The organism is Zobellella denitrificans (assembly GCF_002407485.1).
GTDB classification, from domain to species: domain Bacteria; phylum Pseudomonadota; class Gammaproteobacteria; order Enterobacterales; family Aeromonadaceae; genus Oceanimonas; species Oceanimonas denitrificans.
This window is the reverse complement of the sequence record NZ_CP012621.1, coordinates 1052398-1077850: the sequence shown is the minus strand read 5'-3', so window position 1 is coordinate 1077850 and position 25453 is coordinate 1052398. Positions and strand designations below refer to the sequence as shown.

The 25453-nt window shown below is 64.7% G+C and carries 28 protein-coding genes; 9 read left to right on the top strand and 19 right to left on the bottom strand.

All coding sequences use genetic code 11. The features are described from left to right. The first annotated feature begins 32 nt into the window (after positions 1 to 32). Positions 33 to 869, top strand: coding sequence for a formyltetrahydrofolate deformylase (purU, locus tag AN401_RS05215; RefSeq protein ID WP_094038033.1), 837 nt, complete (start codon positions 33 to 35; stop codon positions 867 to 869). Positions 870 to 1524: 655 nt separating this feature from the next. Here purU and AN401_RS05210 read toward each other — a convergent pair. Then, positions 1525 to 1815, bottom strand: a complete 291-nt coding sequence (locus tag AN401_RS05210; RefSeq protein WP_094038032.1) for a DUF1244 domain-containing protein — start codon at positions 1813 to 1815, stop codon at positions 1525 to 1527. A 68-nt stretch (positions 1816 to 1883) separates the two neighbouring features. Here AN401_RS05210 and yfbR point away from each other — a divergent pair, with 68 nt between their 5' ends. Further along, entirely contained in the window at positions 1884 to 2477 is a 594-nt protein-coding gene (gene yfbR, locus AN401_RS05205; protein ID WP_096778699.1) for a 5'-deoxynucleotidase, read from the top strand. Here yfbR and AN401_RS05200 read toward each other — a convergent pair. The 13 genes from AN401_RS05200 to AN401_RS05140 form a co-directional block, all read right to left on the bottom strand. Further along, a complete protein-coding gene (locus AN401_RS05200) occupies positions 2474 to 2995 on the bottom strand; it encodes a DUF3833 domain-containing protein (RefSeq protein WP_094038030.1) in 522 nt (173 codons plus the stop codon). The two genes, yfbR and AN401_RS05200, sit on opposite strands and share 4 nt — an antisense overlap. A 1-nt stretch (position 2996) precedes the next feature. Further along, a complete protein-coding gene (locus AN401_RS05195) occupies positions 2997 to 3479 on the bottom strand; it encodes a chalcone isomerase family protein (protein WP_094038029.1) in 483 nt (160 codons plus the stop codon). A gap of 2 nt (positions 3480 to 3481) precedes the next feature. After that, entirely contained in the window at positions 3482 to 3964 is a 483-nt protein-coding gene (locus AN401_RS05190; RefSeq protein WP_094038028.1) for a DUF2878 domain-containing protein, read from the bottom strand. Then, complete coding sequence (locus tag AN401_RS05185; RefSeq protein ID WP_096778698.1) at positions 3934 to 5187, bottom strand: SAM-dependent methyltransferase; 1254 nt, start codon at positions 5185 to 5187, stop codon at positions 3934 to 3936. Before AN401_RS05185 ends, AN401_RS05190 begins: the two co-directional genes overlap by 31 nt. 10 nt (positions 5188 to 5197) lie before the next feature. Beyond that, complete coding sequence (locus tag AN401_RS05180; RefSeq protein ID WP_096778697.1) at positions 5198 to 5917, bottom strand: DUF1365 domain-containing protein; 720 nt, start codon at positions 5915 to 5917, stop codon at positions 5198 to 5200. Beyond that, positions 5914 to 7161: an NAD(P)/FAD-dependent oxidoreductase gene (locus AN401_RS05175; RefSeq protein ID WP_096778696.1), complete on the bottom strand. Its 1248-nt coding sequence runs from the start codon at positions 7159 to 7161 to the stop codon at positions 5914 to 5916. The genes AN401_RS05180 and AN401_RS05175 overlap by 4 nt, the downstream gene beginning before the upstream one ends. After that, positions 7158 to 7886 carry an SDR family NAD(P)-dependent oxidoreductase gene (locus AN401_RS05170; RefSeq protein WP_096778695.1) on the bottom strand — a complete coding sequence of 243 codons (729 nt, stop codon included), beginning with the start codon at positions 7884 to 7886 and terminating at the stop codon, positions 7158 to 7160. The genes AN401_RS05175 and AN401_RS05170 overlap by 4 nt, the downstream gene beginning before the upstream one ends. Further along, entirely contained in the window at positions 7883 to 8305 is a 423-nt protein-coding gene (locus tag AN401_RS05165; RefSeq protein ID WP_094038023.1) for a nuclear transport factor 2 family protein, read from the bottom strand. Before AN401_RS05165 ends, AN401_RS05170 begins: the two co-directional genes overlap by 4 nt. Continuing rightward, the gene (gene phrB / locus AN401_RS05160; protein WP_096778694.1) at positions 8302 to 9711 is read right to left on the bottom strand and encodes a deoxyribodipyrimidine photo-lyase; all 1410 of its coding nucleotides are present in this window, start codon (positions 9709 to 9711) and stop codon (positions 8302 to 8304) included. Before phrB ends, AN401_RS05165 begins: the two co-directional genes overlap by 4 nt. Then, positions 9683 to 10528 (bottom strand): MerR family transcriptional regulator, encoded by an 846-nt coding sequence (locus AN401_RS05155; protein ID WP_096778693.1) that lies wholly within the window; start codon positions 10526 to 10528, stop codon positions 9683 to 9685. The genes phrB and AN401_RS05155 overlap by 29 nt, the downstream gene beginning before the upstream one ends. Beyond that, complete coding sequence (locus AN401_RS05150; RefSeq protein ID WP_094038020.1) at positions 10518 to 11471, bottom strand: YbgA family protein; 954 nt, start codon at positions 11469 to 11471, stop codon at positions 10518 to 10520. Before AN401_RS05150 ends, AN401_RS05155 begins: the two co-directional genes overlap by 11 nt. 149 nt (positions 11472 to 11620) lie before the next feature. Continuing rightward, a complete protein-coding gene (locus AN401_RS05145) occupies positions 11621 to 11899 on the bottom strand; it encodes a YeaC family protein (RefSeq protein WP_096778692.1) in 279 nt (92 codons plus the stop codon). Between the two features lie 103 nt (positions 11900 to 12002). Further along, the gene (locus tag AN401_RS05140; protein WP_094038018.1) at positions 12003 to 13433 is read right to left on the bottom strand and encodes a glyceraldehyde-3-phosphate dehydrogenase; all 1431 of its coding nucleotides are present in this window, start codon (positions 13431 to 13433) and stop codon (positions 12003 to 12005) included. Between the two features lie 58 nt (positions 13434 to 13491). On the opposite strand from AN401_RS05140, the gene AN401_RS05135 reads away from it, so the two are divergent. From AN401_RS05135 to trhP, 7 genes are all read left to right on the top strand, one after another. Beyond that, complete coding sequence (locus AN401_RS05135) at positions 13492 to 14373, top strand: DUF2989 domain-containing protein (RefSeq protein WP_094038017.1); 882 nt, start codon at positions 13492 to 13494, stop codon at positions 14371 to 14373. A gap of 259 nt (positions 14374 to 14632) precedes the next feature. Beyond that, positions 14633 to 15628, top strand: a complete 996-nt coding sequence (gene gapA, locus AN401_RS05130; RefSeq protein ID WP_094038016.1) for a glyceraldehyde-3-phosphate dehydrogenase — start codon at positions 14633 to 14635, stop codon at positions 15626 to 15628. A 76-nt stretch (positions 15629 to 15704) separates the two neighbouring features. Further along, positions 15705 to 16553, top strand: a complete 849-nt coding sequence (locus tag AN401_RS05125) for an aldose epimerase family protein (RefSeq protein WP_096778691.1) — start codon at positions 15705 to 15707, stop codon at positions 16551 to 16553. Then, the gene (locus tag AN401_RS05120; RefSeq protein ID WP_094038014.1) at positions 16534 to 17190 is read left to right on the top strand and encodes a response regulator; all 657 of its coding nucleotides are present in this window, start codon (positions 16534 to 16536) and stop codon (positions 17188 to 17190) included. Before AN401_RS05125 ends, AN401_RS05120 begins: the two co-directional genes overlap by 20 nt. Beyond that, positions 17187 to 18491 carry an ATP-binding protein gene (locus AN401_RS05115; RefSeq protein ID WP_094038013.1) on the top strand — a complete coding sequence of 435 codons (1305 nt, stop codon included), beginning with the start codon at positions 17187 to 17189 and terminating at the stop codon, positions 18489 to 18491. The genes AN401_RS05120 and AN401_RS05115 overlap by 4 nt, the downstream gene beginning before the upstream one ends. A 56-nt stretch (positions 18492 to 18547) precedes the next feature. Continuing rightward, positions 18548 to 18910, top strand: a complete 363-nt coding sequence (locus tag AN401_RS05110; RefSeq protein WP_232513390.1) for a YgiW/YdeI family stress tolerance OB fold protein — start codon at positions 18548 to 18550, stop codon at positions 18908 to 18910. A gap of 92 nt (positions 18911 to 19002) precedes the next feature. Next, a complete protein-coding gene (trhP, locus tag AN401_RS05105) occupies positions 19003 to 20379 on the top strand; it encodes a prephenate-dependent tRNA uridine(34) hydroxylase TrhP (protein WP_096778689.1) in 1377 nt (458 codons plus the stop codon). Positions 20380 to 20482: 103 nt separating this feature from the next. Here the strand turns inward: trhP and pnp are convergent, their stop codons facing one another. The 5 genes from pnp to rbfA form a co-directional block, all read right to left on the bottom strand. After that, positions 20483 to 22630 (bottom strand): polyribonucleotide nucleotidyltransferase, encoded by a 2148-nt coding sequence (gene pnp, locus AN401_RS05100; RefSeq protein ID WP_094038010.1) that lies wholly within the window; start codon positions 22628 to 22630, stop codon positions 20483 to 20485. Between the two features lie 101 nt (positions 22631 to 22731). Continuing rightward, a complete protein-coding gene (locus AN401_RS05095) occupies positions 22732 to 23505 on the bottom strand; it encodes a dioxygenase family protein (RefSeq protein WP_096778688.1) in 774 nt (257 codons plus the stop codon). A 165-nt stretch (positions 23506 to 23670) separates the two neighbouring features. Continuing rightward, a complete protein-coding gene (rpsO, locus tag AN401_RS05090; protein WP_094038008.1) occupies positions 23671 to 23940 on the bottom strand; it encodes a 30S ribosomal protein S15 in 270 nt (89 codons plus the stop codon). Between the two features lie 150 nt (positions 23941 to 24090). Next, the gene (gene truB, locus AN401_RS05085; protein ID WP_094038007.1) at positions 24091 to 25026 is read right to left on the bottom strand and encodes a tRNA pseudouridine(55) synthase TruB; all 936 of its coding nucleotides are present in this window, start codon (positions 25024 to 25026) and stop codon (positions 24091 to 24093) included. Position 25027: 1 nt separating this feature from the next. Further along, positions 25028 to 25429: a 30S ribosome-binding factor RbfA gene (rbfA, locus tag AN401_RS05080; protein ID WP_094038006.1), complete on the bottom strand. Its 402-nt coding sequence runs from the start codon at positions 25427 to 25429 to the stop codon at positions 25028 to 25030. Positions 25430 to 25453 lie beyond the last annotated feature (24 nt).

The window sequence follows — 25453 nt, the reverse complement described above, 5'->3', positions numbered from 1 at the left end:
TTCTCATCACCCTCAACACCGACAAGACCATAATGGAACGAAAAATACTGCTGACTCATTGTCCCGACGCCAAGGGGCTGATCTCCAAGATCACCAACATCTGCTACAAGCACCAGCTCAACATTATCCGCAACGATGAATTCGTGGACTACGACAACGGCCATTTCTTCATGCGCACCGAGCTGGAAGGCATCTTCAACGATCATACCCTGCAGGCCGATCTGGACGACGCCCTGCCCCAGGGCAGCCAGCGCCGGCTGGTGCCGGCCGGCAGCAAGCGGGTGGTGATACTGGTGACCAAGGAAGCGCACTGCCTGGGCGACATTCTGATGAAGAACTATGCCGGCGCCATGAACATCGATATCGCCGCCGTGGTGGGCAACTACGACACCCTGGCCAGCCTGACCGAAAAGTTCGACATTCCCTACCACACCGTGTCCCACGAGGGGCTGAACCGGGCCGAACACGAGCAGCGGCTGGCGGACATCATCGACCGCTACCAGCCGGACTACGTGGTGCTGGCCAAATACATGCGCATCCTGAGCCCCGAGTTCGTGGCCCGCTACCGCCAGCGCCTCATCAATATCCATCACTCCTTCCTCCCCGCCTTCGTCGGCGCCAGCCCCTACCGCCAGGCCTATGAGCGCGGCGTGAAGATGATCGGCGCCACCGCCCACTTCGTCACCGACGATCTGGACGAAGGCCCCATCATCGAGCAGGACGTGACCCACGTGAACCACACCTTCTCCGCCCAGGACATGGCCAAGGCCGGCCGGGACGTGGAAAAGTCGGTGCTGAGCCGTGCGCTCAACCTGGTGCTGGAAGAAAAGGTCTTCGTCTACGGCAACAAGACGGTGGTGTTCAAGTAACGGGCCCTTCGGGGAGCTTGAAGCTGTCAGCTGTAAGTGGTGGCGGCTGAAGGTTCTCAGCCGCGCTGATTAATGAGGCGTTGTTTGCAGAATGGGTTCCGAGTCCGTCATGCTGAACTTGATTCTGTAGCGGAATAACGAAGTATTAAATCTGCAGGTACAACGCCGTACCTGCAGACAAAACCGGGCTGCTTACAGCCTGACTCTTGGTCACAAGTTTTTGTTGACTTTTGATCAAGCAAAACATCGGCCAACGCGCACAGCTCCTCCGGCACGCCGTAAACCCCTCCCTGGGGGCTCCGCCGCGCCCTCCCTGGCGCGGAGGGCCGGCGGAGCTGTGCCCTTTGTCCTCTCTATTGCCTCGCAGCCGCCTGTTGGCACCGCCTTAAGGCAGCGTCGGGGCTGGATAGAGGCAACAGGGATGGCCTCCGCCGACCGTCACCTGCCAGGGGGCGCGAAGCGCCTTGCACCGCCGCCAGCATCGCGAAGCGATGATACGGCGGTTTCCGCGACATTCGGCAGGTGCGAGCGTACAGGGATGTATTCACAGCGTGTCGGCGGAGCTGGCCCTGTTGCCTCTTATCTGCGTCAAATCAGACAGCCGGACTTGTGACTAAGAGTCAGGCTTACAGCTTAAAGCTGACCGCTTACGGCTTTATTTGTGGCTCTTCTCAAAGGCCGCCTTCTGCTCGGGCGTGGCCTCCTGCTGGTATTTGGCTTTCCACTCCTCGTAGGGCATGCCGTACACCCGTTCCCGGGCCTGGTCGTAGTCCATCTCCAGACCGCGCTCTTCGGCGGCGGCCAGGTACCACTTGCTCAGGCAGTTGCGACAAAAGCCGGCCAGGTTCATCAGATCGATGTTCTGCACGTCCTTGCGCTTGTCCAGGTGCGCCAGCAGGGCGCGGAAGGCGGCGGCTTCCAGCTCGGTTTGGGTTTGCTTGTCCATTCTCTTCTCCATTGGGGTCGGTTAGTGCCATTATAACGGCATCGCCCCGCAACGACACAGGCAAGCCCATGAACCGCAGCCACTTCTTCGCCCATATGGCGCGCATGAAACTGATCCAGCGCTGGCCGCTGATGCGTAACGTCGAGCCGGAAAACGTGGCCGAACACAGCCTGCAGGTGGCCATGGTGGCCCACGCCCTGGCGGTGATCCGCAACACCCTGTTCGGCGGCGCCCTGGATCCGGCCCAGGCCGCCATGCGCGCCCTCTTCCACGACGCCAGCGAGGTGCTGACCGGCGATCTGCCCACTCCGGTGAAGTATTTCAACGAGGACATCGCCCGGGCCTACAAGGACATCGAAAAGAACGCCGAGGCCACCCTGCTGAAGATGCTGCCCGCCGAGCTGCAGGGCGCCTACGCTCCCCTGCTCAGCAGCCCGCCGGATGACGACTACGGCCAGTTGGTCAAGGCGGCGGACATCCTCTGCGCCCTGCTCAAGTGCGAGGAGGAGCTGACCGCCGGCAACCGGGAGTTCGCCCCGGCCAGAAAGCGGCTCACCGCCATGCTGGAGCAACGGATGAACCAGGAGATCCGCTATTTTCTCGAGGTCTTCGTGCCCAGCTTTTCCCTGTCCCTCGACGAGATTTCGGCCCCGGAGTTCTAGCCTCCCCGGCGCTCTATCCAGAGGGTGACCTCGCCGACCCTGAAGCCCCACTTGCTCATCACGGCCCTGTTGATCAGCCGGTCTTCATCGAGCAGGTACATCCAGTCGTTGAAGTCGAGGTGCCAGACCCTGCCGTCCACCGGCACCGCCAGGGTATAACGCCAGTTGAGGGCATAACCCCGGGTCTGGCCCGAGGCGGGCCTGACCACATCGGCGGCGGTGCCGCTGTAGCGGCCGTCCGGCCCCTTTTCCAGATACCAGACCCGGCGCTGGGTTTCGCCGTCATCGTAGAAGAAGTCTTCCTCCAGCACCCCCCGGTTGCCCTCCCAGTGGCCGACCATGTCCACCTTGAAACGGCGCAACACCTTGCCCGTCCTGTCCTGCACCATGCCGTAGGCGACCAGCTCGCCCTCGAAGAAGCGGTCCAGCGCCAGGGCCGGGCTGGAGGCCTCGTAGTCGTTGATATCAGTGCTGCACGACATCAGCAGCAGGCTTACCGCCAGTATCATTGACTTCATTTCAGCTCCCCTTGAGTTTCCGGGTCAGGGCCGGATCCCGGCTGTCCGGCGACAGCCAGATGGCCAGAAAGGCGGGGGCGAAGTCCGGATCCGCTATCTCGCCCAGCAGCCGCCAGTTGAAATAGAAGCGGCTGACCCCGTCCGCCTCCACCCGCAATACCAGTTCGTCCTGCCTGCGCACCGAGGGCCAGAGCCGGCCCAGCTGTTGCGGCCATTCCGGCTTCCAGTCCACTCCCAGCCGGCGCCACTCCTCGACGGTGGCGTTCAACAAGTCTTCCTGCCTGATGTCCCGCTGGTAACGCAGGGCCAGGGCCTGGGGAAAATCACCGGGCCGGTAACGGCCATCGTCGCTGTAAAAGCGGGCCTGGTAGAGATCCCAGAACAACCAGCGCATCTTGCCTTCCCCCACCAGGGTCAGATCCGCCACCGGGCTGGCCCAGACGGGGGCCGCCAGCAACATCAGTATCGATAACCACTTTTTCATCTTCAGTCACTCCTTAAACGCCGGTCCAGGCGCACCAGCAGCGGCAGCAAGGCCGCCCACACCAGCGCCAGCACCAGGGCGCTGACCCAGAAACCGAGCGGCAGTTGCACCGCCCCCAGCCGCCAGCCGGCGAGATAGGAAGAGGCCCCGGCCAGGGCGCCGGTCAGCGCCAGCAGCCAGGGGGCAAAGCCACGCAGCCAGACCAGGCTGTGGCCCAGGGTCAGCACGAAGCCGGCCCACAACAACGCCAGCCACCAGGGCGGATGGTCGAAGGCGAACACCCCGGCCCAGGCCAGGACGCCATCGACCGCCAGCCCCAACAGCGCCAGCGAGAGCACCCGGCTGTCGGCCCGGCGGCTGGGCGTGAACACGAAATGCACCAGCAGCAACAGGACGACCGGCGCCAGCCAGCGGTTCTGTCCGGCCACCGCCAACAGCCAGAAGCCCTCGAAGGCTAGCAGCTGGATCCACTGCCATCTGGACATGTCCGCGCTCCCGCTTTGGCCGCCTCGAAATGCACCAGGCCGATGCTGCCCTCGCGAAATCCGCCCTCGCAATAGGCGAAGTAGAAGGCCCAGAGCCGCTGGAAGTCCTGGCCATAGCCCAGCGCCTTGAGCCGCGCCTCCGCCTGGCGGAAGCGCTCGGCCCAGATGTTCAGGGTCTCGGCATAGTGCAGGCCGTAGTCGTGCAGCCGGGTCAGCGTCATCCCGGTCTGCTCCTTCAGGTGCCGGCACATCTCGCTGACCGAAGGCAGGCAGCCGCCGGGAAAGATGTAGCGCTGGATAAAGTCCACGCTCTTGCGATACTGATCGTAGCGCTGATCGGTGATGGTGATGGCCTGGATCAGCAGGCGGCCATCGGGCTTGAGCAGCCGGTCCAGGGTACGGAAATAGCCGGGCAGGTACTGGTGTCCCACCGCCTCTATCATCTCCACCGACACCAGCTTGTCGTAGCGGCCTTGCAGATCCCGGTAGTCCTCGAGCAACAGGGTCACCCGCTCCGCCAGGCCCTCCCGCGCCACCCGCGCCCGGGCATGTTCGAGCTGGGCCCGGGACAGGGTGGTGGTGGTCACCCGGCAGCCGTAGTGCCTGGCGGCAAAGCAGGCCAGCCCGCCCCAGCCGGTGCCGATCTCCAGCAGGTGATCGGATTCCTTCAGTTCCAGCCGCTCGCAGATCAGCCTGAGCTTGTGCTCCTGGGCCTGCTCCAGGCTGGCGCCCGGCGCGGGAAACACCGCCGAGGAATACTGCATCAGGGGATCCAGGAACAGCTGGTACATGTCGTTGCCCAGATCGTAGTGGGCGGCGATATTGGCCCGGCTGCCGCTCCTGGAATTGCGGTTGCGCCGGTGCCGCAGCCGCTGCCAGGGCGCGGTAAGCCAGCCCAGGCGCCGCTCCAGCCGGTCGAGCACCTGGAGGTTGCGGGCAAACAGGCGCACCAGGGCGGTCAGATCCGGGCTGTGCCAGCCCCCCTCCACCCAGGATTCCGCCGCCCCTATGCTGCCGCCCGTCATCAGCCGGCGGTAAAAACGGGGATCGAATACCCGGATGCAGGCCTGCAACGCCGCATGGCGATCACCAAACTCGAATCTGTCCTCGCCATCCAGCACGGTCAGTCCGCCCCCTTCCAGGCCGGACAGCAGGGAAAACGCCAGCCGGCGGGCCCAGCGCTCCAGCCGACGGGGTTCCGATATGCTCAGGGTCGTTTCCATAAGGCTTCCTTCAGGGATGGGGATGATAGGGAACGCGCTTCACCAGCAGGCGCAGCGCCTGCCAGTAAATGCCGCGCACTATGGTCAGCGTCACCACCGGCCATTGCCGCAGTGCCGCCTTCAGGGCCGCGCCATCGAAAGGATGCCGGCGCAGGGCCAGGGTGGCGTCGAACAGCAGGGCCGGGTCCCGGTTCTCGATATGGATCAGTACCCGCCGGCCGGGCGGCTGGATGCACCAGTGGTACTGCATCGCCAGGCCCATAAAGGGCGAGACGTGAAACACCTTGTCGGAAGGCGCGGGCCGGGCCAGATCCACCAGGTAGCAATGGCGTTCCCGCCAGGGGGTGTTGCGCACCTCCGCCAGCAGGTAGCGGGCCTGCCCGCCCCGGTAACAGAAGAAGAAGTTGACCGGACTGAAATACAGCCCGAAGCAGCGTACCTGGCCAAGCATCACCACCCGATCGAGCCCGAGGGTATCGCCGCCCAGGCCGGCCACTTCCATCAGCACCGCCTCCTTCAGCGGCACGGCCGGATCGCCCAGGTAGTCCCGGCGGCGAAAGCTCAGGGGGGCGAAGCGTTCGCAGCCGAACAGCCGGCTCTCCCGGTCGAGCCGTTCCAGCTCGTCCAGATCCAGCGCCAGCATGTAGAGGCCGTAACTGAAACCGTGCTCGCTGGGGCGGTAGCGACGGTGGCGCACCAGGCCCTGGTAGATGGCACTGTGCAGGCTCATAGCGCCTCCCCGAAGCGGGCGCAGACGTCCAGCGCGCTGCGCACCCCGTCTTCATGGAAGCCGTTGTACCAGTAGGCGCCGCAGAAATGGGTGCGGTCGCGGCCGCAGATCTCGCCGCGCCGTCCCTGGGCGCGGATGGCCTCCCGGTGGTAGACCGGATGAGCATAGGTAAAGCGGCGCAGGATACGGGCGGGATCGATGTCCCGGCTGCGGTTGAGGGTGACGCACAGGGTCTCGGCCGCCTGCAGCCCCTGCAGTATGTTCATGTTGTAGGTCACCGACGGCAGCGCCTCCTCGCCGCCGTCCAGCCAGTAGTTCCAACTGGCCCAGGCCCGCGGCTCCCGGGGCAGCAGCCGGGTGTCGGTGTGCAGCACCACCTCGTTGTCCCGGTAGGGCAGGCCGCCCAGCACCTGCCGCTCGGCCTCGCTGGCGTCGCTCAGCAGCCCCAGGGCCTGATCCGCATGGCAGGCGAGGATCACCTGGTCGAATGTTTCCTCCCCCGCACGGCTGTGGATGCGCACCCCGTCCGCCTGCCGCCGGATGCCCAGCACCGGGCTGTTGAGGCGGATATCCCGGAGCGAGGCGGTCAGTGCCGGAATGTAACTGCGCGAGCCGCCCTCGATCACATACCACTGGGGCCGGTCCACCAGGTTGAGCAGGCCGTGGTGGTTGAAAAAGCGCAGGAAAAAGGCCAGGGGAAAATCCCGGCTGTCGGCCAGGGAAGACGACCAGATGGCCGCCACCATGGGCAGGATATAGTGGCCGGCGAAGAAATCGGAGAAGCCATGCCGTTGCAGGAAATCGCCCAGGCTGTGCTCGTCGTCCAGGGTGCCGGCCTTCAGCACCCGCTTGCACAGCAGGTTGAAGCGCACTATCTCGGCCAGGAAGCCATGGAAGCGCGGGCTGAGCAGGTTGCGGCGCTGGGCGAACAGGGTGTTCAGGGTATGGCCGTTGTACTCCAGCCCGGTGCCGGCCTGGTGCACGCTGAAACTCATCTCGGTGGGCCTGGCCCGCACCCCGGTCTGCGCCAGCAGTTGCCGGAAGCGGGGATAGGTTCTGTCGTTGAACACGATAAAACCGGTGTCCACCGCATGATGGCGACCGCCCAGCTCCACGTCCACGGTGGCGGTGTGGCCGCCCAGGTAGTCGTTGGCCTCGAACAGGGTGATCTCATGGCGCCGGCCCAGCAGCCAGGCGCAGGTCAGGCCGGAAATGCCACTGCCGATGATGGCCATCTTGCTCATGTCGTGCTCCTCGGGGTTCGGCGTGCCAGCCGCAGCCAGAGTCCGCGCGGCAGCCAGGACAGCAGGCGCAGGGCCTGCACAAAGAAAAAGGGAAAACCGATCTCGGCCCGTCCCCGGGCCAGGCCGCGACGGATGGCGCGGCTCGCCTGCCCCACCTCGATGCGTCCGGGCATGGGAAAGTCGTTCTTGCGGGTCAGGGGGGTGTCGACGAAGCCGGGGCGGATCAGACTCACCCCTATCTGGTGGCGAGCCAGATCCAGGGCCAGGCTACGGGCCAGGTAATCCAGCCCCGCCTTGGAGGCGCCGTAGGCCTCGGCCCGGGTCAGGGGCAGCCAGGTGACCGAGGAACTCATCAGGGCCAGCCGGCCGCCCGGCTTGATCCGTGCCAGCAAGGGCGCCAGGCAGTTGGCGGTGCCGATGAGGTTGGTGCGGATCACCCGCTCGAACAGGGCGGCATCGAAATGCAGGGCATCGTCGATGTACTCGCAGCCGCCGGCGTTGAGGATGACCAGATCCAGTTCGTCCTGGGCGGACAGCACCCGCGCCGCCTGCTCCCGGTTTTCCATGTCGAACAGGCACAGCTCGGCCTCGACGCCTTCCAGGGCCTGCTCCAGCCGGCTCCGGTCCCGGCCACAGGCCAGCACCCGCCAGCCGTCGGCGGCATAGTCCCGGGCCAGTTGCAGGCCGATGCCGGAGCCGGCCCCGGTGATAAGTACGCGTTTCATGAGGCCAGCCTCCGCTTGAGGGCGCGGATCAGCGCGCCCAGCACCGGCACCTGCTCGTAGAGCAGGGCACCGAGATCGAAATAGTCCCTGTGGTAATGCACCCGCTCGCCGAAGCGCAGGTGGCTGACCCCGGGCACCTGCACGGCCCGGCCGCCGTTCAGCCGGGGGTGGCTGAAGACCATCTGCCAGCGCACGAAGGCCTCGCCCTGCTGTTCCATCACCTGTTCGATGTCGAACCGGCATTGGCCGACATGGGTAAAGAGCCCGGCGAAATAATCGACCAGGGCCTCCAGGCCGTGGAGATCGTGGGCCGGATCGCAAAAATGCACCTCCTCGGCGTAGACCTGGCGCAGGCCCGCCAGCCCGTCCGGGCCGAGCCGCCGATACAGCTCGCAGAAGGCGGACAGGGCCGGGCTCATGGCGCCTCCCGCTCTTTGAGGGCGTCGAACATGGCGATGGCCCGCAGCCGGGCCCGGCCGTGATCCACCACCGGGGGCGGATAGCCATGGCCGGGGTGGTGCCGCGCCAGCCAGTCATGGGGCGCGTGGATGGCGCCGGCGGGCACCTCGGCCAGCTCCGGCACCCAGCGGCGGATAAAGTCGCCGTCCGGGTCGAAACGCTCGCCCTGGGTGGTGGGGTTGAACACCCGGAAATAGGGGGCGGCATCGGCACCGGTGCCCGCCGCCCACTGCCAGCCGCCGTTGTTGGCGGCCAGCTCGCCGTCGATCAGCCGGGACATGAACCAGGCCTCGCCCCAGCGCCAGTCGATGTGCAGATCCTTGGTGAGGAAGCTCGCCACTATCATGCGCAGCCGGTTGTGCATCCAGCCGGTGTCGTGCAGGCAGCGCATGGCGGCGTCCACGATGGGGTAGCCGGTCTGGCCCCGGCACCAGAGCCCGAACCGCTGTTCGTCGTTGTCCCACCGCAGGGCCTCGGTTTCCGGCTTGAAGGCCCGGTGCATGGACAGGGCGGGAAAGACCACCAGCAAATGCCGGTAGAACTCGCGCCAGATCAGCTCGTTCAGCCAGCTGAAGCCCCGCTCGCCCCGGCTCAGGGGCAGGGAGCCCAGCTCCGCCTCGATGGCGGCCAGGCACTGGTTGGGAGACAGCACCCCCAAGGCCAGGTAGGGCGACAGGCTGCTGGTGGCCGCCAGGGCCGGGTAGTCGCGCCGCTCGCCATAATGGCGCAGCTGCTCCCGGCAAAAGGCGGTGAGCCGGCGGGAAGCGGCCGCCTCCCCCGCCGGCCAGGCCTCGCTGGCAACGAGTTCGCCCTCCAGCTGGATGGGGGCCGGGGGCAGCGCCTCTCCCTGGCGGGGCGGTGCCGGCAGCAGCCGGTAGCCGCTGCCGCGCAACCGCCCCAGCCAGGCCTTGGCAAAGGGGGTGAACACCCGGTACATGTCGCCGCCCCGGGTGGTCAGGCTGCCGTGGCTGACCACACAGTCGCCGTTGAACACCCGGCAGGGGAAGCCCAGGGCCTGCTGTACCGCCTGGTCGCGCCGGCGCTCGTTGATGCCGATGTCCCGGTTGGCGTAGAGGGCATCAATGCCCCGGGCGGCGCTCCACTCGGCCAGCAGCGCCGGTACCTGGTCGAAGCGGTCGGTGCGCAGCAAGGTAAAGGGAATACCGAGCACCGCCAGCCCCTCGGCCAGCTGCTGCAGGTTGCGGCGCAGAAAGTCCCGCTGGATGGGAGCGTTGCCATGCCGGCGCCACTGCTCCGGGCAGTCCACATAGACCGCCTCCACCCGGGCGCCACCCGCCGTCGCCTCGTACAGGGCCGGGTTGTCGGCCAGCCGCAGATCAGTTCTGAACCAGACCAAATGCCGCATCATGCTTCCTCACAATGTCACTCAGGCTCGCGGCATAGGGCCGCGCCAGCCAGCCCTGTTGCCGGTAAAGCTCCCCCAGCTCGCCCACGAAAAAACACGCCTCAGGCAGGTGCGCCTGGGCCTCCCGGAACCAGCCCTGGGTCAGGCCGGCCCCGAGCAGCACCACCAGCACCGGGCTCTTCAGCCGCTCCATGGCCAGGGGCAGGGCCTGGGCATCGAGCACGCCCAGATCCAGGCTGCGGCATTCCAGCCCCTGCAGCTCGAACTGGGCCAGGGCAGCGTGCAGCTCCCCCACCTGCCCGGCCCGGGCCAGGGCGATGCGCGGCCCGGTCTTGATGGTCAGCAACTGGTAGCAGAGCCGCAGCAGCAGGGCACGGGCACTCTGCTCGATAAGGCCGGCGTCCGGACGCGCCTGGCCGGCCAGGGTCTGCAACCAGGGCTCTATCACCCGGCGCAGCAGCAGCTCCGCCGGATAGAGGCTGGTCAGCTCGACCAGCTCGGCCTCCAGCCGGCCCAGGTTGAGCTCCTGGGCGGCGGCCAGCAACCGGGCCTGGGCCTGCTCCCAGTTGGAGCCTTCCGCCACCGGCGCCGGGCTGGCCAGCAGCCCCTTGACCTGGCCGATGCTGACGCCCTGCTCCAGCCAGTGCAGGATCTGGCGGATCAGGGCGATGTCGTCCTCGGAATAGAGCCGGTGGCCCTTGTCGGTGCGCGCCGGCTTGAGCAGGCCGTAACGGCGTTGCCAGGCGCGCAGGGTAACGGGGTTGATGCCGGTGAGGCGGGACACCTCCCGGATCGGATACTTGGGATCAGATGCCATAGCGCAGCCGCAATGCCTCCGGATGGGGGTTGAGATAGACCTGCTGGCGCAGGTAGTCGTTGGGATGTTCTTCCAGGTAGTGGCGGAACAGGGTGATGGGCGCCAGCAGGGGCAACTCGCCCTCCCGGTACTGATGGATGGTGCGGGCCAGCGCCTGGCGCTGGCGGGAGTTGAGCTGATGCTTGAAATAGCCCTGCAGGTGCTGCAGCACATTGGTGTGCCCGCGCCGGCTGGCCCGCCGGGCCAGGGCCGTCATCATGCCGGCGATGTAGGCGTCGGCCTTCTGCCCGACCCCGCCGGACAGATCCGACAGCAACAGCCCCAGGGCCTGGTAGCTGTCGCGGTGGTGGGCCATCAGCAGGTACTTGTAGCGGCTGTGAAAGGCGATCAGCCGCGACGGCGTCAGCCCCCGGTGCAGCAGGCACTGCCAGTCGTGAAAGGCGTAGATGCGGGTCACGAAGTTTTCCCGCAGCACGGGATCCTGGAGCCGGCCGTCTTCCTCCAGGGGCAGCAAGGGCAGGGCCCGCATCAGCTCGGCGGCATAGAGGCCGATGCCTTCCTTGGCGTTGCCCTTGCCGCTGTCGTGGTAGACCCGTACCCGCTCCATGCCGCAGCTGGGCGACTTGGCGCAGAGGATGTAGCCGCTCACTCCCCCGAGCCGGACGGCCATGTCGCGGCCGTAGGCCTGCAGCCGCTCGGTCAGATCCTCCCCCCGGGCGGTCAGGGCCCGCACCTCTCCCGCCTGGTTGACCAGGCGGATACTGGGCCTGGGCGCACCCAGGCCGATGGCCATTTCCGGACAGAGGGGCACGAACTCGACGAAACGGGCCAGCTCTTCGGTGCAGAAGTCGGAACGCTTGTGGCCGCCGTCGAAACGCACCTGCTGCCCGACCAGGCAGCCGCTGACGCCGATCCGGATCACGCCGGGGTCAAACTTGTACATAAATATCTCTCTTGTACAACCATGCCTATACCATAGCGGTAGTTGTACAAAACGATCAAGCATGTACAAGAAAAATTTCGGCCAGGACCGGAAACGCAAAAACCCGGGCCGGGCCCGGGTTTTTGGAAAACAGCATCAAGAAGCCAGGCTCAGTTCAGCTTCTGGCGGGTGATCTCGGCCTCGTCGCGGAACTGGCGGCGCAGCTCGGACTTGCTCTTCATCACCAGCTCGCCCCCCTTGCCGATGGTCATGTGCTCGGGGTTGTCGTTGTGCATCGCCTGCCAGGCCAGCACCGCCTGCATGGTGGTGTCCTTCTGCTCGGGGCTCAGCACCGAGCCGTCGGGCCATTTGCCGAGCTCCACCGCCGTCTTCAGGCGTTCATAGACTTCCCTCGGCATGGCGGCGATGGCTTGCTGAAAAGATGACATGGGCATTTCTCCTCTGTTGGCGGCCTTCACTCTACCACCACAAATACAAAAGGGGCAGCCGCTGGCCGCCCCTTGTTCAACGATGTTGCCTGCCAGCCGCCGATCAGGCGGGCAGATCCATCAGCTCGATACCGGCCATCTTCTGCATCACGCGTACCACCTGGCAGCTGTAGCCGAACTCGTTGTCGTACCAGACGTAGAGCACGGCACGATCACCCTCGACGATGGTCGCCAGGGAGTCGACGATGCCGGCGAAGCGGGAGCCGACCATGTCGCTGGACACCAGCTCGCTGCTGGTGCTGAAGTCGATCTGGTTGTGCAGGGGCGAGTCCAGGGACACCTGACGCAGGTAGTCGTTCAGTTCCTCGACCGTGGTGGCCTTTTCCAGGTTCAGGTTCAGCACCGCCATGGACACGTTGGGGGTGGGCACCCGGATGGCGTTGCCGGTCAGCTTGCCTTTCAGTTCGGGCAGCGCCTTGGCCACCGCCTTGGCGGCGCCGGTGCTGGTCAGCACCATGTTCAGCGCCGCGCTGCGGCCGCGACGGTCACCCTTGTGGTAGTTGTCGATCAGGTTCTGGTCGTTGGTGTAGGAGTGCACGGTTTCCACGTGGCCGTTCTTCACGCCGTAGGCGTCGTTCACCGCCTTCAGTACCGGGGTGATGGCGTTGGTGGTGCAGGAGGCGGCGGACATGATGCGGTCATCCGCTTCGATCATGCTGTCGTTCACCCCGAACACGATGTTCTTGATATCGCCCTTGCCCGGCGCGGTCAGCAGCACCTTGGCGGCACCCTTGGCCTTGAGGTGCAGGCCCAGGCCGGCCTCGTCGCGCCACTTGCCGGTGTTGTCGACCACCAGGGCATCGTGGATGCCGTACTGGGTGTAGTCGATCTCCTCCGGGCTGTTGGCGTAGATCACCTGGATGTAGGTGCCGTTGGCGATGATGGCGTTGTTTTCGGCATCCACTTCGATGGAGCCGTTGAAAGGACCGTGCACGGAATCACGGCGCAGCAGGCTGGCGCGTTTTTCCAGATCGTCGCCGGAGCCACGCACCACGATGCCGCGCAGGCGCAGGCCGTTGTTGCTGCCGGCACGCTCGATCAGCAGGCGGGCCAGCAGGCGGCCGATGCGGCCAAAGCCGTACAGTACCACGTCGGTGGGCTTGGCGTTGTGCTCGGCCCCGAGGGCCGGTGCCAGTTCGCGCTGCAGGAAATCGGCCAGGCCGGACTCGTCCTGGTGATCTTTCCAGTAACGCACCGCCAGCTTGCCCAGGTCGATGCTGGCCGGGGCCAGATCCAGCTCGCTCAGGGCCTTGAGCACCGGATAGCTCTGGGCGACAGGCAGCACCTGGCCTTCGTGGCGACGCACCACACGGTGAGCCTTGAGAATGTCAATGGTAGAGGCGTTCAGCAGGGGGCGGGCATAGACGCAGGTCTCGACGCCCTGGTTGCGGTACAGTTTGCCGATCAGGGGCTGCATGGACTCTGCCAGTTCCTGGCTCTGTTGCCAGGCGGACAGGTAACTCTCGTGGGTCATCGACCAGATCCTTTTAATTCACGTAACCGTCGTTAGTATCGGATAGCGGGCAAAAAACATGCCCCGCTCGCTTTATTTAAGCGCGCCCATTTTAGTGGATAGGGGGTATGATTACCAGACTAAGGACAGCCACAAAGAGCTTCAAATGAATATCAAAACACCCTTTGTAATGCTTCTTCCCCTCCTCTTTTTGGCAGGTTGTGAGCAAGATCGCATCAAGACCCTTTGCGATTCCAACCCCAGCCTTTGTGCGGATCTACATGTGGACAGCTGGTGTAAATTTGAACGCTCCGATCTTATCAGGGCCCGTCGCCAGTATTCGATCAGCCCCGATGATGCCAGCGCCTATTCTCTTATGGTCGAGCTGGACCGCTACCACGACTGCCTGGAACCCCTGCTGGGCATCGAGTATACCAAGCGCAAGGAACGCAAGAACGACAAGCTGGATGCCGTGATCAAGGCCAGGGAGGATCTCCGGCAGCTAGAGCAGGAAACCCGCACTTCCGATTATCCCTACCTGCAGCTCTGGCACTGGCAGCGGCATGGAGATCACCAGGCCAGGATCGGGTTTCTCAACCAGGCCGGCAACCCGCTCATGCAGCAGCCCGAGCTGCAAAAAGCGCTGGCCGAGCTCCTGGCTCCCCGGGACAAGCAGGCTGCCGAGCAAGCCCTGCACCAGGCGCTGGGGCTCTATCCGGCTGGTGCAACCATAGATACCGGCATTATCGCCAACCTGATCAACCTCTACATCAGCGGCAAACGTTACAGCGACGCCTGGGTCTGGGCCCGGGTACTGGTATCTCTGGACCAGCAGGCAGGCGTCAACCTGAACCGGATGGATGCTTATGCCCGCTTCGATGAACAGCAGCAACAGGACATGCAGCAGCAGGCCGACCATATCGTGCAGCGGCTGAAAAATGGCACTTATCTCCAAAGATAAAACCACAGATCCACTTCTATACTGACTTCATGGCCGGATACAGCCAATCCCTGTACCCGGCCCGCTGCAGCCCTCATTCAAAAATGGCGTGGTCACGGTATTTTTTCCGTGCACAAACGAAATAAAATTTCAGTAAATCATGATCCAGCACAAAACCGCCGAGGTTTTGGGTTGACGCCGCGTCTTTTTTTTGTAATTTTACAACCAATAGATTTTTTCATAACGTAATTCTTCACAACTTAAAGAGTCAGGTGAACTTATGACTATCAAAGTAGGTATCAACGGTTTCGGTCGCATCGGCCGCTTCGTGTTCCGTGCAGCTTGCGAGCGTGATGACATCGAGGTGGTGGCCATCAACGATCTGCTGGATCCGGAATACATGGCGTACATGCTGAAGTACGACTCCACCCACGGCCGTTTCAAGGGCACCGTGGCCGTTGAAGGTGGCCAGCTGATCGTCAACGGCAAGGCCATCCGCGTGACCGCCGAACGCGATCCCGCCGCCCTGAAATGGGACGAAGTGGGCGTGGACGTGGTGGCCGAAGCCACCGGTATCTTCCTGACCGACGACACCGCCCGCAAGCACATCCAGGCCGGTGCCAAGAAGGTGGTACTGACCGGTCCGTCCAAGGACGACACCCCCATGTTCGTGATGGGCGTGAACCACGATGCCTACGCCGGCCAGGACATCGTGTCCAACGCCTCCTGCACCACCAACTGCCTGGCGCCCCTGGCCAAGGTCATCAACGACAAGTTCGGCATCGTCGAAGGCCTGATGACCACGGTGCACGCCACCACCGCCACCCAGAAGACCGTGGACGGCCCCTCCGCCAAAGACTGGCGCGGCGGCCGCGGTGCCGGCCAGAACATCATCCCCTCCTCCACCGGTGCCGCCAAGGCCGTGGGCAAGGTGATCCCCGAGCTGAACGGCAAGCTGACCGGCATGGCCTTCCGTGTCCCCACCCCGGACGTGTCCGTGGTTGACCTGACCGTACGCCTGGAGAAGGCCGCTTCCTACGCCGACATCTGCGCCGCCGTCAAGGCCGCCGCCGAAGGCGAACTGAAGGGCATCCTGGCCTATACCGAGGACGATGTGGTCTCCAACGACTTCATCGGCGAAGTGTGCACTTCCGTGTTCGACGCCAAGGCCGGTATCGCCCTGAACGACAACTTCGTCAAGCTGGTATCCTGGTACGACAACGAGATCGGCTACTCCAACAAGGTGCTGGATCTGGTCGCCCATATCTCCAAGTAACATTCGGGGATATAACCCGTTAATATTAAAAGCGGCCTTCTGGCCGCTTTTTCGTTTTTATCGACGAGTACCACCCATGACACTGACTCCGCTTCGCTCCCTCTCGTCCAGCTGCCGGCTGATGAACAACGCCCCCGGTCTCGAGTTTATCCTGATAGAGCACCCCAGGGTCCGGGCCCTGCTCAGTCTGCTGGGCGGCCAGTTGCTGCAGTACCGCCCGGCAGGCCAGCCAGAGCTGCTCTGGCTGAGCGGCCAGGCCGTGCTGGACGGCAGCAAGCCGATCCGCGGCGGCATCCCCCTGTGCTGGCCCTGGTTCGGCAAGCAGAACCAGGGACCCCAGCACGGTACCGCCCGCCTGGGCCACTGGCAGCTGGAGCGGGTGGAAGAAGACGAGCAGGCCGTGACCCTGACACTCACCTTTCAGGATGGAACGCTCGAACTGCGGCAACGGCTGTGCCTCGGCGCCGAACTCGAACTCGAGGCCACCACCATCAACCTGGGCGGCGCGGCGGCCAGGGTCCAGCTGGCCCTGCACAGCTATTTCGCCGTGCCCCGGGTGGCGGACTGCCGCATCGAGGGGCTGGGCCCGGACTACCGGGACAGCCTGAAAGACTGCCACGTCAGCGGTGACGACAGCTGTCGCTTCACGCCCCCCTTCGATCGCATCTATACCGCCCCCCGGGGCAAGACCCTGCTGCACGCCGGCGATCGACGGCTCCGGCTGGAACACCGCTACCACGATAGCCTGGTGCTGTGGAACCCCGGCCCGGCGCTGCCGGCCGACATGACGGACGCCTCGGGTTTCGTCTGTGTGGAAAGCGCCCGCCTGCGCGCACCCTGGCTGCTGCCGGGCCAGAGCACCAGTCTGGTGCTGCATTGCCGCTTCGAGCCCCTGGAGACTGCCTATGTACCTGCTGCTGGTTGAGGACGACCTGGCCCTGGGCCGTGCCCTGCTGAAACTGCTGCAGGGCCACTACCGGGTCGACTGGGTGCGTACCCTGAGGGACGCCAGGACGCATTTTGCCGCCGCCGAGGTCGATCTGGTGCTGCTCGATCTGGGCCTGCCCGACGGTGACGGCCTGGCCTGGCTGCAGCAGTTGCGCAGTACGGAGCAGCCGGTGCCGGTGCTGATCCTCTCCGCCCGGGACCAGCTGGACGACCGCATCCAGGGCCTGGATACCGGCGCCGACGACTACCTGGTCAAGCCTTTCGAGCCTGATGAGCTGCTGGCGCGGATCCGGGTGCTGCTGCGCCGCCGGGCCGGCCGGGCCGGTGCCGTCATCCGGGTGGGCGATCTCTGCTTTTATCCCGACCGCCGGCAGTTCCTGCTGGCGGATCAGCCCCTGGAGCTGCCACCCAAGGAGCTGCAGCTGCTCACCGTGCTGATCATGGCCGCCGGCAAGGTGGTCAGCCGGGAGCGGCTGACCCAGCAGCTCTACGGCCTCGGCAACGGCGCCGACTCCAACACCCTGGAAGTCCATATCCATGCCCTGCGCCGGCAACTGGGCAAGGAGCGGATCCAGACCCTGCGCGGCCAGGGCTATCGGCTGGTGGCGCCATGAAGGTTCGCCTGAGCCGGTTGGCCTGGCTGCTGGCCCTGTCCACCCTGCTCGCCGGCCTGCTCGGCATCGTCAGCACCTACCGGGTGGCCGACGCCGAATTTCGCGAGCTGATCGAGGAGGATCTGCAGCAACAGAGCCGAGTGCTGGCCCGCCTGCTGGCTGCCACCGACGGCGGCCTTTCTCCTGCCCGCCTGGAGCAACTGCTGCGCGACGGCTTCCGGGAAGACGACGAAGACACCCTGCTGGTCAATGTGATCGATCTCGATCAGCGCCGGTTGGTCAGCAACCTCGGCCAGCCGCCCTGGCCGCAGCGACACGACAGCACAGGGATCCGGCTCGAGTTCGACGGCCACACCTGGTTCGGCCACCAGCACCGGCACGGCCGACTGCTGGTGCAGCTGCTGCGCCGGGACGACCTGTACCGGGAGCTGCAGGAGGACATCCTCGAGGACATCATCACCCCGGCCCTGCTCGGCAACGGCATCAACCTGCTGCTGCTGGCCCTCTTGATCAGCCTGGTGCTCTGGCCCCTTTCCCGGCTGGTAAAACAGCTGGAACAGCGCTCGGCCGACAGCCTGACACCGCTTCGGGTGCAGACTCCCCTGCGCGAGATAGCCCTGCTCGGCGACAGCCTCAACCAGTTGATCAAGGACGTGGACGAGGTGCTCGGCCGGGAGCGGCGCTTTGCCAGCGATCTGGCCCATGAACTCAGGACGCCGCTGGCCACCCTCAAGCTGGAGCTCGCCGGTCCCGAGCCGGAGCTGCCGGTCGTGCGGGCGGAAATCGATCGCATCGCCCGGGTGGTGGAACAGTTGCTGATCCTGGCCCGGCTGGATCAGGGCCGCTGGCAGCATCGTTTTGCCCCCCTGCAGCTCGACCTGCTGTGCCGGGAGGCGATCACCCGCTGCCGTCACCGCGCCGAGGCCGGTGGCATCGAGCTGACCGCCAGCCTGACGCCTGCCCCCTGCCGGGGCGAGGCTACCCTGCTCGGCATCCTGCTCGACAACCTGCTCGGCAATTGCCTGCGGCACTGCCCGGCCGGCACCGGGGTCAGCCTGTCCCTGCAGGCCGCCGCCGGCGGCTGGGTGCTGGAAGTCGAAGATAATGGCCCCGGTATCCCCCCGGTGCTGCGCCAGCACATGGAGGCCGGCCACACCCGCCTCGACAGCAAGAGTGAAGGGCTGGGACTGGGGCTGGCCATCTGCCAGCAGATAGCCCAGGCGCACGGTGCTCGGCTGCGCTTTCTGGAGCGCCACGACGGGCAAGGGGGGCTGCGGGTCCGGCTGGAGCTGCCGACTTAAGGTTGAGTTAAGCTTTAGCGGCTAAGATGAGGGCTATTCAACGACACCGGAGTACCATGATGAACAAGACCTTTATCGCCGCCCTTATCGGCCTCACCACCCTTACCGGCTCCGCCTTCGCCGCCACCGAACCGGGCGGCTTCCAGGGGCCGGACCGCACCGAGGCCGTCAGCGTCGCCCAGGCCCTGGAACTGTCGGACGACGCCCAGGTTCGCCTGAGCGGCGTGATCACCGAATCCCTGGGAGACGAGAAATACCGCTTCCAGGACGACAGCGGCAACCTGGTGGTCGAGATCGACGACGACGAATGGCGTGGACTGGAGGTCACCCCCGAGACCCGGGTCACCCTCTGGGGCGAGATCGACAAGGATTGGAACCAGGTGGAACTGGACGTGGAGCGCATCGAACTGGCCCGGTAGCCTGCTCGAATTTCTCGCCGGGGAGGAGTAAAATGCCCGCCCCGGCCGCCATCTGGTGGCGGCCGCTGACCTGAGATCAGACGAGAAATTCCATGTTTACACCCGAACTGCTGTCCCCCGCCGGCACCCTCAAGAACATGCGCTACGCCTTCGCCTATGGCGCCGACGCGGTGTACGCCGGCCAGCCCCGCTACTCGCTGCGGGTACGCAACAACGAATTCAACCACGAAAACCTCAAGATCGGCATCGACGAAGCCCATGCCCTCGGCAAGAAGTTCTACGTGGTGGTCAACATCCAGCCCCACAACGCCAAGCTCAAGACCTTCCTGCGCGACATGAAGCCGGTGGTGGAGATGGGCCCCGACGCCCTTATCATGTCCGATCCCGGCCTGATCATGCTGGTGCGCCAGCATTTCCCGCACATGCCCATCCACCTGTCGGTGCAGGCCAACGCGGTCAACTGGGCCTCGGTGAAATTCTGGCAGGACTACGGCATCGAGCGGGTGATCCTCTCCCGCGAGCTGTCGCTGGAGGAAATAGAAGAAATCCGTTCCCAGTGTCCGGAGATCGAGCTGGAGGTGTTCGTGCACGGCGCCCTGTGCATGGCCTATTCCGGCCGTTGCCTGCTGTCGGGCTACATCAACAAGCGCGATCCCAACCAGGGCACCTGCACCAACGCCTGCCGCTGGGAATACAAGGTGCACGAGGCCAGGGAAGACGACGCCGGCCAGATAGTGCACAAACAGGAGCCGATCCTGGTGCAGCCGGTGGCGCCCACCCTGGGCGCAGGCCAGCCCAGTGACCAGGTGGTACTGCTGGAGGAAGGCAACAGGCCCGGCGAATACATGGCCGCCTTCGAGGACGAGCACGGCACCTACATCATGAACTCCAAGGATCTGCGCGCGGTGCAGTACGTGGAGCGCCTGACCCGGATGGGCGTGCATTCGCTCAAGATCGAGGGACGTACCAAGTCCTTCTACTATGTGGCCCGCACCGCCCAGGTCTATCGCAAGGCCATCGACGACGCCGTGGCCGGCCGTCCCTTCGACGCCACCCTGATGAGCACCCTGGAAAACCTGGCCCACCGGGGCTATACCGAGGGCTTTCTCAAGCGCCATGCCCACAGCGACTACCAGAACTACGACTACGGCTACTCGGTGTCTACCAGCCAGCAGTTCGTGGGCGAGATCACCGGCCGTGACGGCGACTGGGTGGAAGTGGCGGTGAAGAACAAGTTCCTGGTGGGCAACAGCCTGGAGCTGATGACCCCGCGGGGCAACCTCAGCTTTACCCTGGAAGCCATGAAAAACCGCAAGGGCGAACGCGTGGAGGTAGCGCCCGGCAATGGTCATGTGGTCTACCTGCCGCTGCCCGCCGAGGTGGAGGTGGAGTTCGGCATACTGCTGCGCAACCTGGAGCAGGAGCAGAACACCCGCCAGCCCCACGGCCCACAGGCCGCCGAAGTCTGAGGCCGGAAGCTGGAAGTCATTAGGGGCGGAGAATGCCGCCCACTGAAAATAAAAAAGCCGGGATGGTTCCCGGCTTTTTCGTTAATGCTTTCAGGCGATTCGCTTATTCGGCGTTTTCGGCCGGCGCTTCCACCTTGGCTTCTTCCGCCGCCGGCGCCTCGGCGTCGGCCGGCTTGTTGGCTTCCTTGATGGACAGGCGGATACGGCCCTGACGGTCCACTTCCAGCACCTTGACCTTGACCTTGTCGCCCACCTTCAGGTGATCGGACACATTCTTGACCCGCTCTTCGGTGATCTGGGAGATGTGCACCAGACCGTCCTTGCCGGGCAGGATGTTGACGAAGGCACCGAAGTCGGCCAGGCGCACCACCTGACCTTCGTAGATGGTGCCGCTTTCCACTTCCGCGGTCAGCTGCTCGATGCGGCGGATGGCCAGCTTGGCGGCTTCGCCGTCGACGGCGGCGATCTTGACGGTACCGTCGTCATCCAGCTCGATGGTGGTGCCGGTTTCCTCGGTCAGGGCGCGGATGGTGGAGCCACCCTTGCCGATCACGTCCTTGATCTTCTCAGGGTTGATCTTGATGGTGTGGATGCGCGGGGCGAAATCGGAGATCTCGGCACGGGGCGCATTGATGGCCTCGTCCATCACCTTGAGGATGTGCAGCCGGGCGTTGCGCGCCTGCTTGAGCGCCACTTCCATGATTTCCTTGGTGATGCCTTCGATCTTGATGTCCATCTGCAGGGCGGTCACACCCTCGGTGGTACCGGCCACCTTGAAATCCATGTCGCCCAGGTGATCTTCGTCACCCAGGATATCGGACAACACCACAAAACCTTCTTCTTCCTTCACCAGCCCCATGGCGATACCGGCCACGGACGCCTTGATCGGCACGCCCGCGTCCATCAGCGCCAGGGAGGTGCCGCAGACGGAGGCCATGGAGGAAGAACCGTTGGATTCGGTGATTTCAGACACCACCCGTACGGTATAGGGGAAGGCTTCCGCACTCGGCATCACCGCCGCCACGCCACGCTTGGCCAGGCGGCCATGGCCGATTTCCCGACGCTTGGGGCTGCCGACCATGCCGGTCTCACCCACACAGTAAGGGGGGAAGTTGTAGTGCAGCATAAAGCGGTTGGTACGACCGCCGGTCAGTTCGTCGATCAGTTGGGCATCCCGCTCGGTGCCCAGGGTAGCGGCAACCAGGGCCTGGGTTTCGCCGCGGGTGAACAGGGCCGAACCGTGGGTACGGGGCAGCAGGCCGGTGGCCACGTTGATGGCGCGGATCATGTCCGGCTCACGGCCGTCGATGCGCGGCTCGCCACGAACCACCCGGCCACGGACGATGTTCTTTTCCAGCTTGCCCAGTTGGTCCTGGATTTCCTTGATGCCCTGTTCCGGGCTCTCGGTCAGGATGGTTTCCTGCACCCGGGCCTTGATGTCGCTGATGGCATCGCGACGGGCAGTCTTGTCGATGATGCGATAGGCTTCGCCCAGATCCTGGGCGGCCAGCTCGGCTATCTTGGCCTTGAGCGCCTCGTTTTCGGCGGCCGGCTGCCAGTCCCAGGGCTGGGTGCCGACTTCGGCGGCAAACTCGTTGATGGCGGCGATGGCGGTCGCCATCTGCTCGTGGCCATAGACCACGGCGCCCAGCATCACTTCTTCGGGCAGGATATTGGCTTCGGACTCCACCATCAGCACGGCGTTGGCGGTACCGGCCACCACCAGATCCAGCTCACTGTTTTCCAGCTCGCCGATGGTGGGGTTGAGCACGTATTGACCGTTCATGTAACCCACGCGGGCGGCACCGATGGGGCCGGCGAAGGGGATGCCGGAAATGGCCAGGGCGGCGGAGGTGCCGAGCATGGAGATGATGTCCGGGGCGATTTCCGGGTTGGCGGAAACGACGGTGGCGATCACCTGGACTTCATTCTTGAAACCATCGGGAAACAGCGGACGGATGGGACGGTCGATCAACCGGGCGGTCAGTGTTTCCCCTTCCGTCGGACGGCCTTCGCGCTTGAAGAAGCCACCGGGAATACGGCCGGCGGCATAGGTCCGCTCCTGGTAGTTCACGGTGAGCGGGAAGAAGTCGCGGCTTTCGTCGGCTTCGCGCTTGCCGACCACGGTCACCAGCACGGCGGTGTCGTCCATGCTGGCCATGACGGCGCCGGTGGCCTGGCGGGCCATCACGCCGGTCTCGAGGGTGACGGTATGCTGGCCGTACTGGAAGGTTTTTACGATAGGATTCACGTTGTCGATTCCTTAAACTGTTTGGGCTCTCAATTTGCCCGCACAGTATACTGGATCCGCGTTCAAAGGACAGAATCGACGGCAAAAATCCCGGTTTCCGGTTAGCCGAACAGATAAGACTCCATCGACAGCATGCCGTAGCGCATATCCCCTTCCAGTACCTCGACCTCGCCGTCCGGGCTGGCCGCTCCCGCCGCCATCAGCAGCGGCAGATAATGGTCCGGGGTGGGGTGGGCCCGTCGCCCGTGGGGCGCATTCAGGTAATCGAGCAGCGCCGCCTTGTCGTGGCGACGGACCGCCTCCCGGGCCCAGCTTTCGAACGCCAGGGCGTAATCCGCCGGTGCGGTGACGCCCTGGCGAAATTCGTAGAGGTTGTGGGTCAGGCTGCCCGAGGCGACGATCAGTATGCCCTGCCCCCGCAAGGGCCGGAGCGCCTCCCCCAGCGCCCAGCTCGAGGCGGGATCCAGCCAGGCCGGCATCGACAGCTGCAGCACCGGCACGTCCGCCTCGGGATAGAGAAAGCGCAGCGGCACCCAGGCGCCGTGATCCAGGCCGCGCCCCTTGTCCAGCTCCGCCCGGTAGCCTGCCTCCCGTAGCCAGGTGGCCAGCGCGGCGGCCAGGGCCGGAGCACCGGGTGCCGGGTACTGCAGCCGGTAGAGTTCGTCGGGAAAGCCACCGAAATCGTGGATGGTCTCGGGCCGCGCCGCACCGGTGATCCTGGGCTCCCGGCTGATCCAGTGGGGCGAGAGTACCAGCACCGCCTTCGGCCTGGGCAGGCGCTCGCCCAGGCGCACCAGTCCCGCCCCGGCCAGGCCGGGTTCGAGGGCATAGGTGGGGGCGCCGTGGGCAACGAATAGCACCGGCATCGGGATCATGCTGCAACTCCTGAAACAAAGGGAATGCCACTACTTTAGATCCCCTGCCGGCGTGAATAAATCAGCCAGAAGGAAAAGAATTATCTACTCATGGTTAACAGTAATAGCCGTGCGGAAACGAAAAAAGGAGCCGAAGCTCCTTTTTTCTTAAAGCGGAGGGGTCGATTAACGACGCAGGCCCAGCTTCTCGATCAGTGCACGGTAGCGCTCAACGTCCTTGCGCTTCAGGTAGTCCAGCAGGTTACGACGCTGGGATACCATGCGCAGCAGGCCGCGGCGGCTGTGGTGATCGTGGATGTGCTGCTTGAAGTGACCTTGCAGGTGGTCGATCTGGGCGCTCAGCAGGGCGACCTGTACTTCGGGGGAGCCGGTGTCGCCTTCGCCGCGGGCAAAGTCGGCAACGATCTGGGCCTTGATTTCAGCACTTAGTGACATAGTGATGTACTCCAAAAACGATGAATGATTTTCCCAGCCGATCACTAATTCAGCCGGAAACGAAGCTGCGCATTCTACCAGTTAAGTTCGCCTTGGCAACCAGAAAATACGCAGCCGCCAGGACGGTGGCGCGGGCCGCCGCCCTGGTGCTCAGCGCACCAGCCGGCGCGGCGCCACCTTGCCGTCGTCGTCGATTTCGCCGACGCCGACAAAACGGTGCTCGGGCCCGACGGTAAGGCGCACGAAGCCTTCCAGCGGCGCGCCGGCCACCTGCACCGCCTGGCCCTGCAGCAGGTAGCCCGCCACCAGCTCGGACAGGTTGATCTCGGGCAGGCCCTGCACCGCCGTGTCCATCGGCAGCAGCAGCGGATCCAGCTCCAGCCGGGGAGAAACGTCGTTGGCCTTGCAGTTGTCGAGGATGCACTGCAACTGCTCCAGGGTGAGCATGCGCTCCGCCGGATAGCCGGCCACCGCCAGCCGCCGCAGCATGGTCACGTGGGCACCGCAGCCCAGGCGCTCGCCCAGGTCGTCCACTATGGTGCGGATATAGGTGCCCTTGCTCGCGTGCACCTCCAGCTCCACCTCGTCCCCTTCGAAGCGGATCAGCTTGAGCTCGTAGACGGTGATGGGGCGGGATTCCCGCGGCACTTCAATGCCTTCACGGGCGTACTGGTACAGAGGCTTGCCCTGGTACTTGAGCGCCGAATACATGGAGGGCACCTGCTCGATGTCGCCGCGGAAATGATCCAGCGCCTCGATAAGCTCTCCGGCGGAGACATTCACCGGCCGGCGCTCGACCACCTCGCCGTCGGCGTCGCTGGTGTCGGTACGCTCGCCCAGCTTGGCCACCACCCGGTAGCGCTTGTCCGCCTCCAGCAGAAACTGGGAAAACTTGGTCGCCTCCCCCAGGCAGATCGGCAGCATGCCGGTGGCCAGGGGGTCCAGGGCGCCGGTGTGCCCCGCCTTGGCGGCGGCGTAGATACGCTTGACCTGCTGCAGGGCATCGTTGGAGGTGATGCCCGCCGGCTTGTCCAGCAACAGGATGCCGTCGACTTCACGGCCACGAAAACGACGCTGACGCCCCATCTCAGTTTTGTTCCTCTTGTTCATCGTCACGGCCGACACTGCGGCGCTTGTCTTCGGCAATGGTGCTGGACACCAGGGTGGAGATGCGCATGCCTTCCACCAGGCTCTGGTCGTAGACGAAGCGCAGCTCGGGCGTCACCCGCAGCCGCACCGCCTTGGCCACCAGGCTGCGGATGTAGCCGCTGGCATCCTTCAGGGCCGCCATGCCCTTTTCGATCCGCTCGGGATCATTTTCCAGGAAGGTGACGAACACCTTGGCATAGTTCAGATCCCGGGACACTTCCACCCCGGACACGGTCACCATGCCCAAACGCTCGTCCTTGATTTCCCGCTGCAGGATAACGGCGATTTCTTTTTGCAATTCCTGCCCGACCCGGCGGGTACGGCTGAATTCTCTGGCCATAAATGCTTTCCAAGACAAAGGGGG

What these genes read in the sequence shown, in the direction of transcription:
- gapA (WP_094038016.1), top strand. Translation starts at nt 14,633, where the DNA reads ATGACTATCAAAGTAGGTATCAACGGTTTCGGTCGCATCGGCCGCTTC.
- AN401_RS05155 (WP_096778693.1), bottom strand. Translation starts at nt 10,528, where the DNA reads ATGGCATCTGATCCCAAGTATCCGATCCGGGAGGTGTCCCGCCTCACC.
- AN401_RS05200 (WP_094038030.1), bottom strand. Translation starts at nt 2,995, where the DNA reads ATGAAGTCAATGATACTGGCGGTAAGCCTGCTGCTGATGTCGTGCAGC.
- AN401_RS05210 (WP_094038032.1), bottom strand. Translation starts at nt 1,815, where the DNA reads ATGGACAAGCAAACCCAAACCGAGCTGGAAGCCGCCGCCTTCCGCGCC.
- AN401_RS05175 (WP_096778696.1), bottom strand. Translation starts at nt 7,161, where the DNA reads ATGAGCAAGATGGCCATCATCGGCAGTGGCATTTCCGGCCTGACCTGC.
- AN401_RS05125 (WP_096778691.1), top strand. Translation starts at nt 15,705, where the DNA reads ATGACACTGACTCCGCTTCGCTCCCTCTCGTCCAGCTGCCGGCTGATG.
- AN401_RS05195 (WP_094038029.1), bottom strand. Translation starts at nt 3,479, where the DNA reads ATGAAAAAGTGGTTATCGATACTGATGTTGCTGGCGGCCCCCGTCTGG.
- AN401_RS05190 (WP_094038028.1), bottom strand. Translation starts at nt 3,964, where the DNA reads ATGTCCAGATGGCAGTGGATCCAGCTGCTAGCCTTCGAGGGCTTCTGG.
- trhP (WP_096778689.1), top strand. Translation starts at nt 19,003, where the DNA reads ATGTTTACACCCGAACTGCTGTCCCCCGCCGGCACCCTCAAGAACATG.
- AN401_RS05145 (WP_096778692.1), bottom strand. Translation starts at nt 11,899, where the DNA reads ATGTCATCTTTTCAGCAAGCCATCGCCGCCATGCCGAGGGAAGTCTAT.
- truB (WP_094038007.1), bottom strand. Translation starts at nt 25,026, where the DNA reads ATGGGGCGTCAGCGTCGTTTTCGTGGCCGTGAAGTCGACGGCATCCTG.
- AN401_RS05180 (WP_096778697.1), bottom strand. Translation starts at nt 5,917, where the DNA reads ATGAGCCTGCACAGTGCCATCTACCAGGGCCTGGTGCGCCACCGTCGC.
- AN401_RS05185 (WP_096778698.1), bottom strand. Translation starts at nt 5,187, where the DNA reads ATGGAAACGACCCTGAGCATATCGGAACCCCGTCGGCTGGAGCGCTGG.
- yfbR (WP_096778699.1), top strand. Translation starts at nt 1,884, where the DNA reads ATGAACCGCAGCCACTTCTTCGCCCATATGGCGCGCATGAAACTGATC.
- AN401_RS05115 (WP_094038013.1), top strand. Translation starts at nt 17,187, where the DNA reads ATGAAGGTTCGCCTGAGCCGGTTGGCCTGGCTGCTGGCCCTGTCCACC.
- rbfA (WP_094038006.1), bottom strand. Translation starts at nt 25,429, where the DNA reads ATGGCCAGAGAATTCAGCCGTACCCGCCGGGTCGGGCAGGAATTGCAA.
- rpsO (WP_094038008.1), bottom strand. Translation starts at nt 23,940, where the DNA reads ATGTCACTAAGTGCTGAAATCAAGGCCCAGATCGTTGCCGACTTTGCC.
- AN401_RS05170 (WP_096778695.1), bottom strand. Translation starts at nt 7,886, where the DNA reads ATGAAACGCGTACTTATCACCGGGGCCGGCTCCGGCATCGGCCTGCAA.
- purU (WP_094038033.1), top strand. Translation starts at nt 33, where the DNA reads ATGGAACGAAAAATACTGCTGACTCATTGTCCCGACGCCAAGGGGCTG.
- AN401_RS05140 (WP_094038018.1), bottom strand. Translation starts at nt 13,433, where the DNA reads ATGACCCACGAGAGTTACCTGTCCGCCTGGCAACAGAGCCAGGAACTG.
- AN401_RS05095 (WP_096778688.1), bottom strand. Translation starts at nt 23,505, where the DNA reads ATGATCCCGATGCCGGTGCTATTCGTTGCCCACGGCGCCCCCACCTAT.
- AN401_RS05120 (WP_094038014.1), top strand. Translation starts at nt 16,534, where the DNA reads ATGTACCTGCTGCTGGTTGAGGACGACCTGGCCCTGGGCCGTGCCCTG.
- AN401_RS05135 (WP_094038017.1), top strand. Translation starts at nt 13,492, where the DNA reads ATGCCCCGCTCGCTTTATTTAAGCGCGCCCATTTTAGTGGATAGGGGG.
- phrB (WP_096778694.1), bottom strand. Translation starts at nt 9,711, where the DNA reads ATGCGGCATTTGGTCTGGTTCAGAACTGATCTGCGGCTGGCCGACAAC.
- AN401_RS05165 (WP_094038023.1), bottom strand. Translation starts at nt 8,305, where the DNA reads ATGAGCCCGGCCCTGTCCGCCTTCTGCGAGCTGTATCGGCGGCTCGGC.
- AN401_RS05110 (WP_232513390.1), top strand. Translation starts at nt 18,548, where the DNA reads ATGATGAACAAGACCTTTATCGCCGCCCTTATCGGCCTCACCACCCTT.
- AN401_RS05150 (WP_094038020.1), bottom strand. Translation starts at nt 11,471, where the DNA reads ATGTACAAGTTTGACCCCGGCGTGATCCGGATCGGCGTCAGCGGCTGC.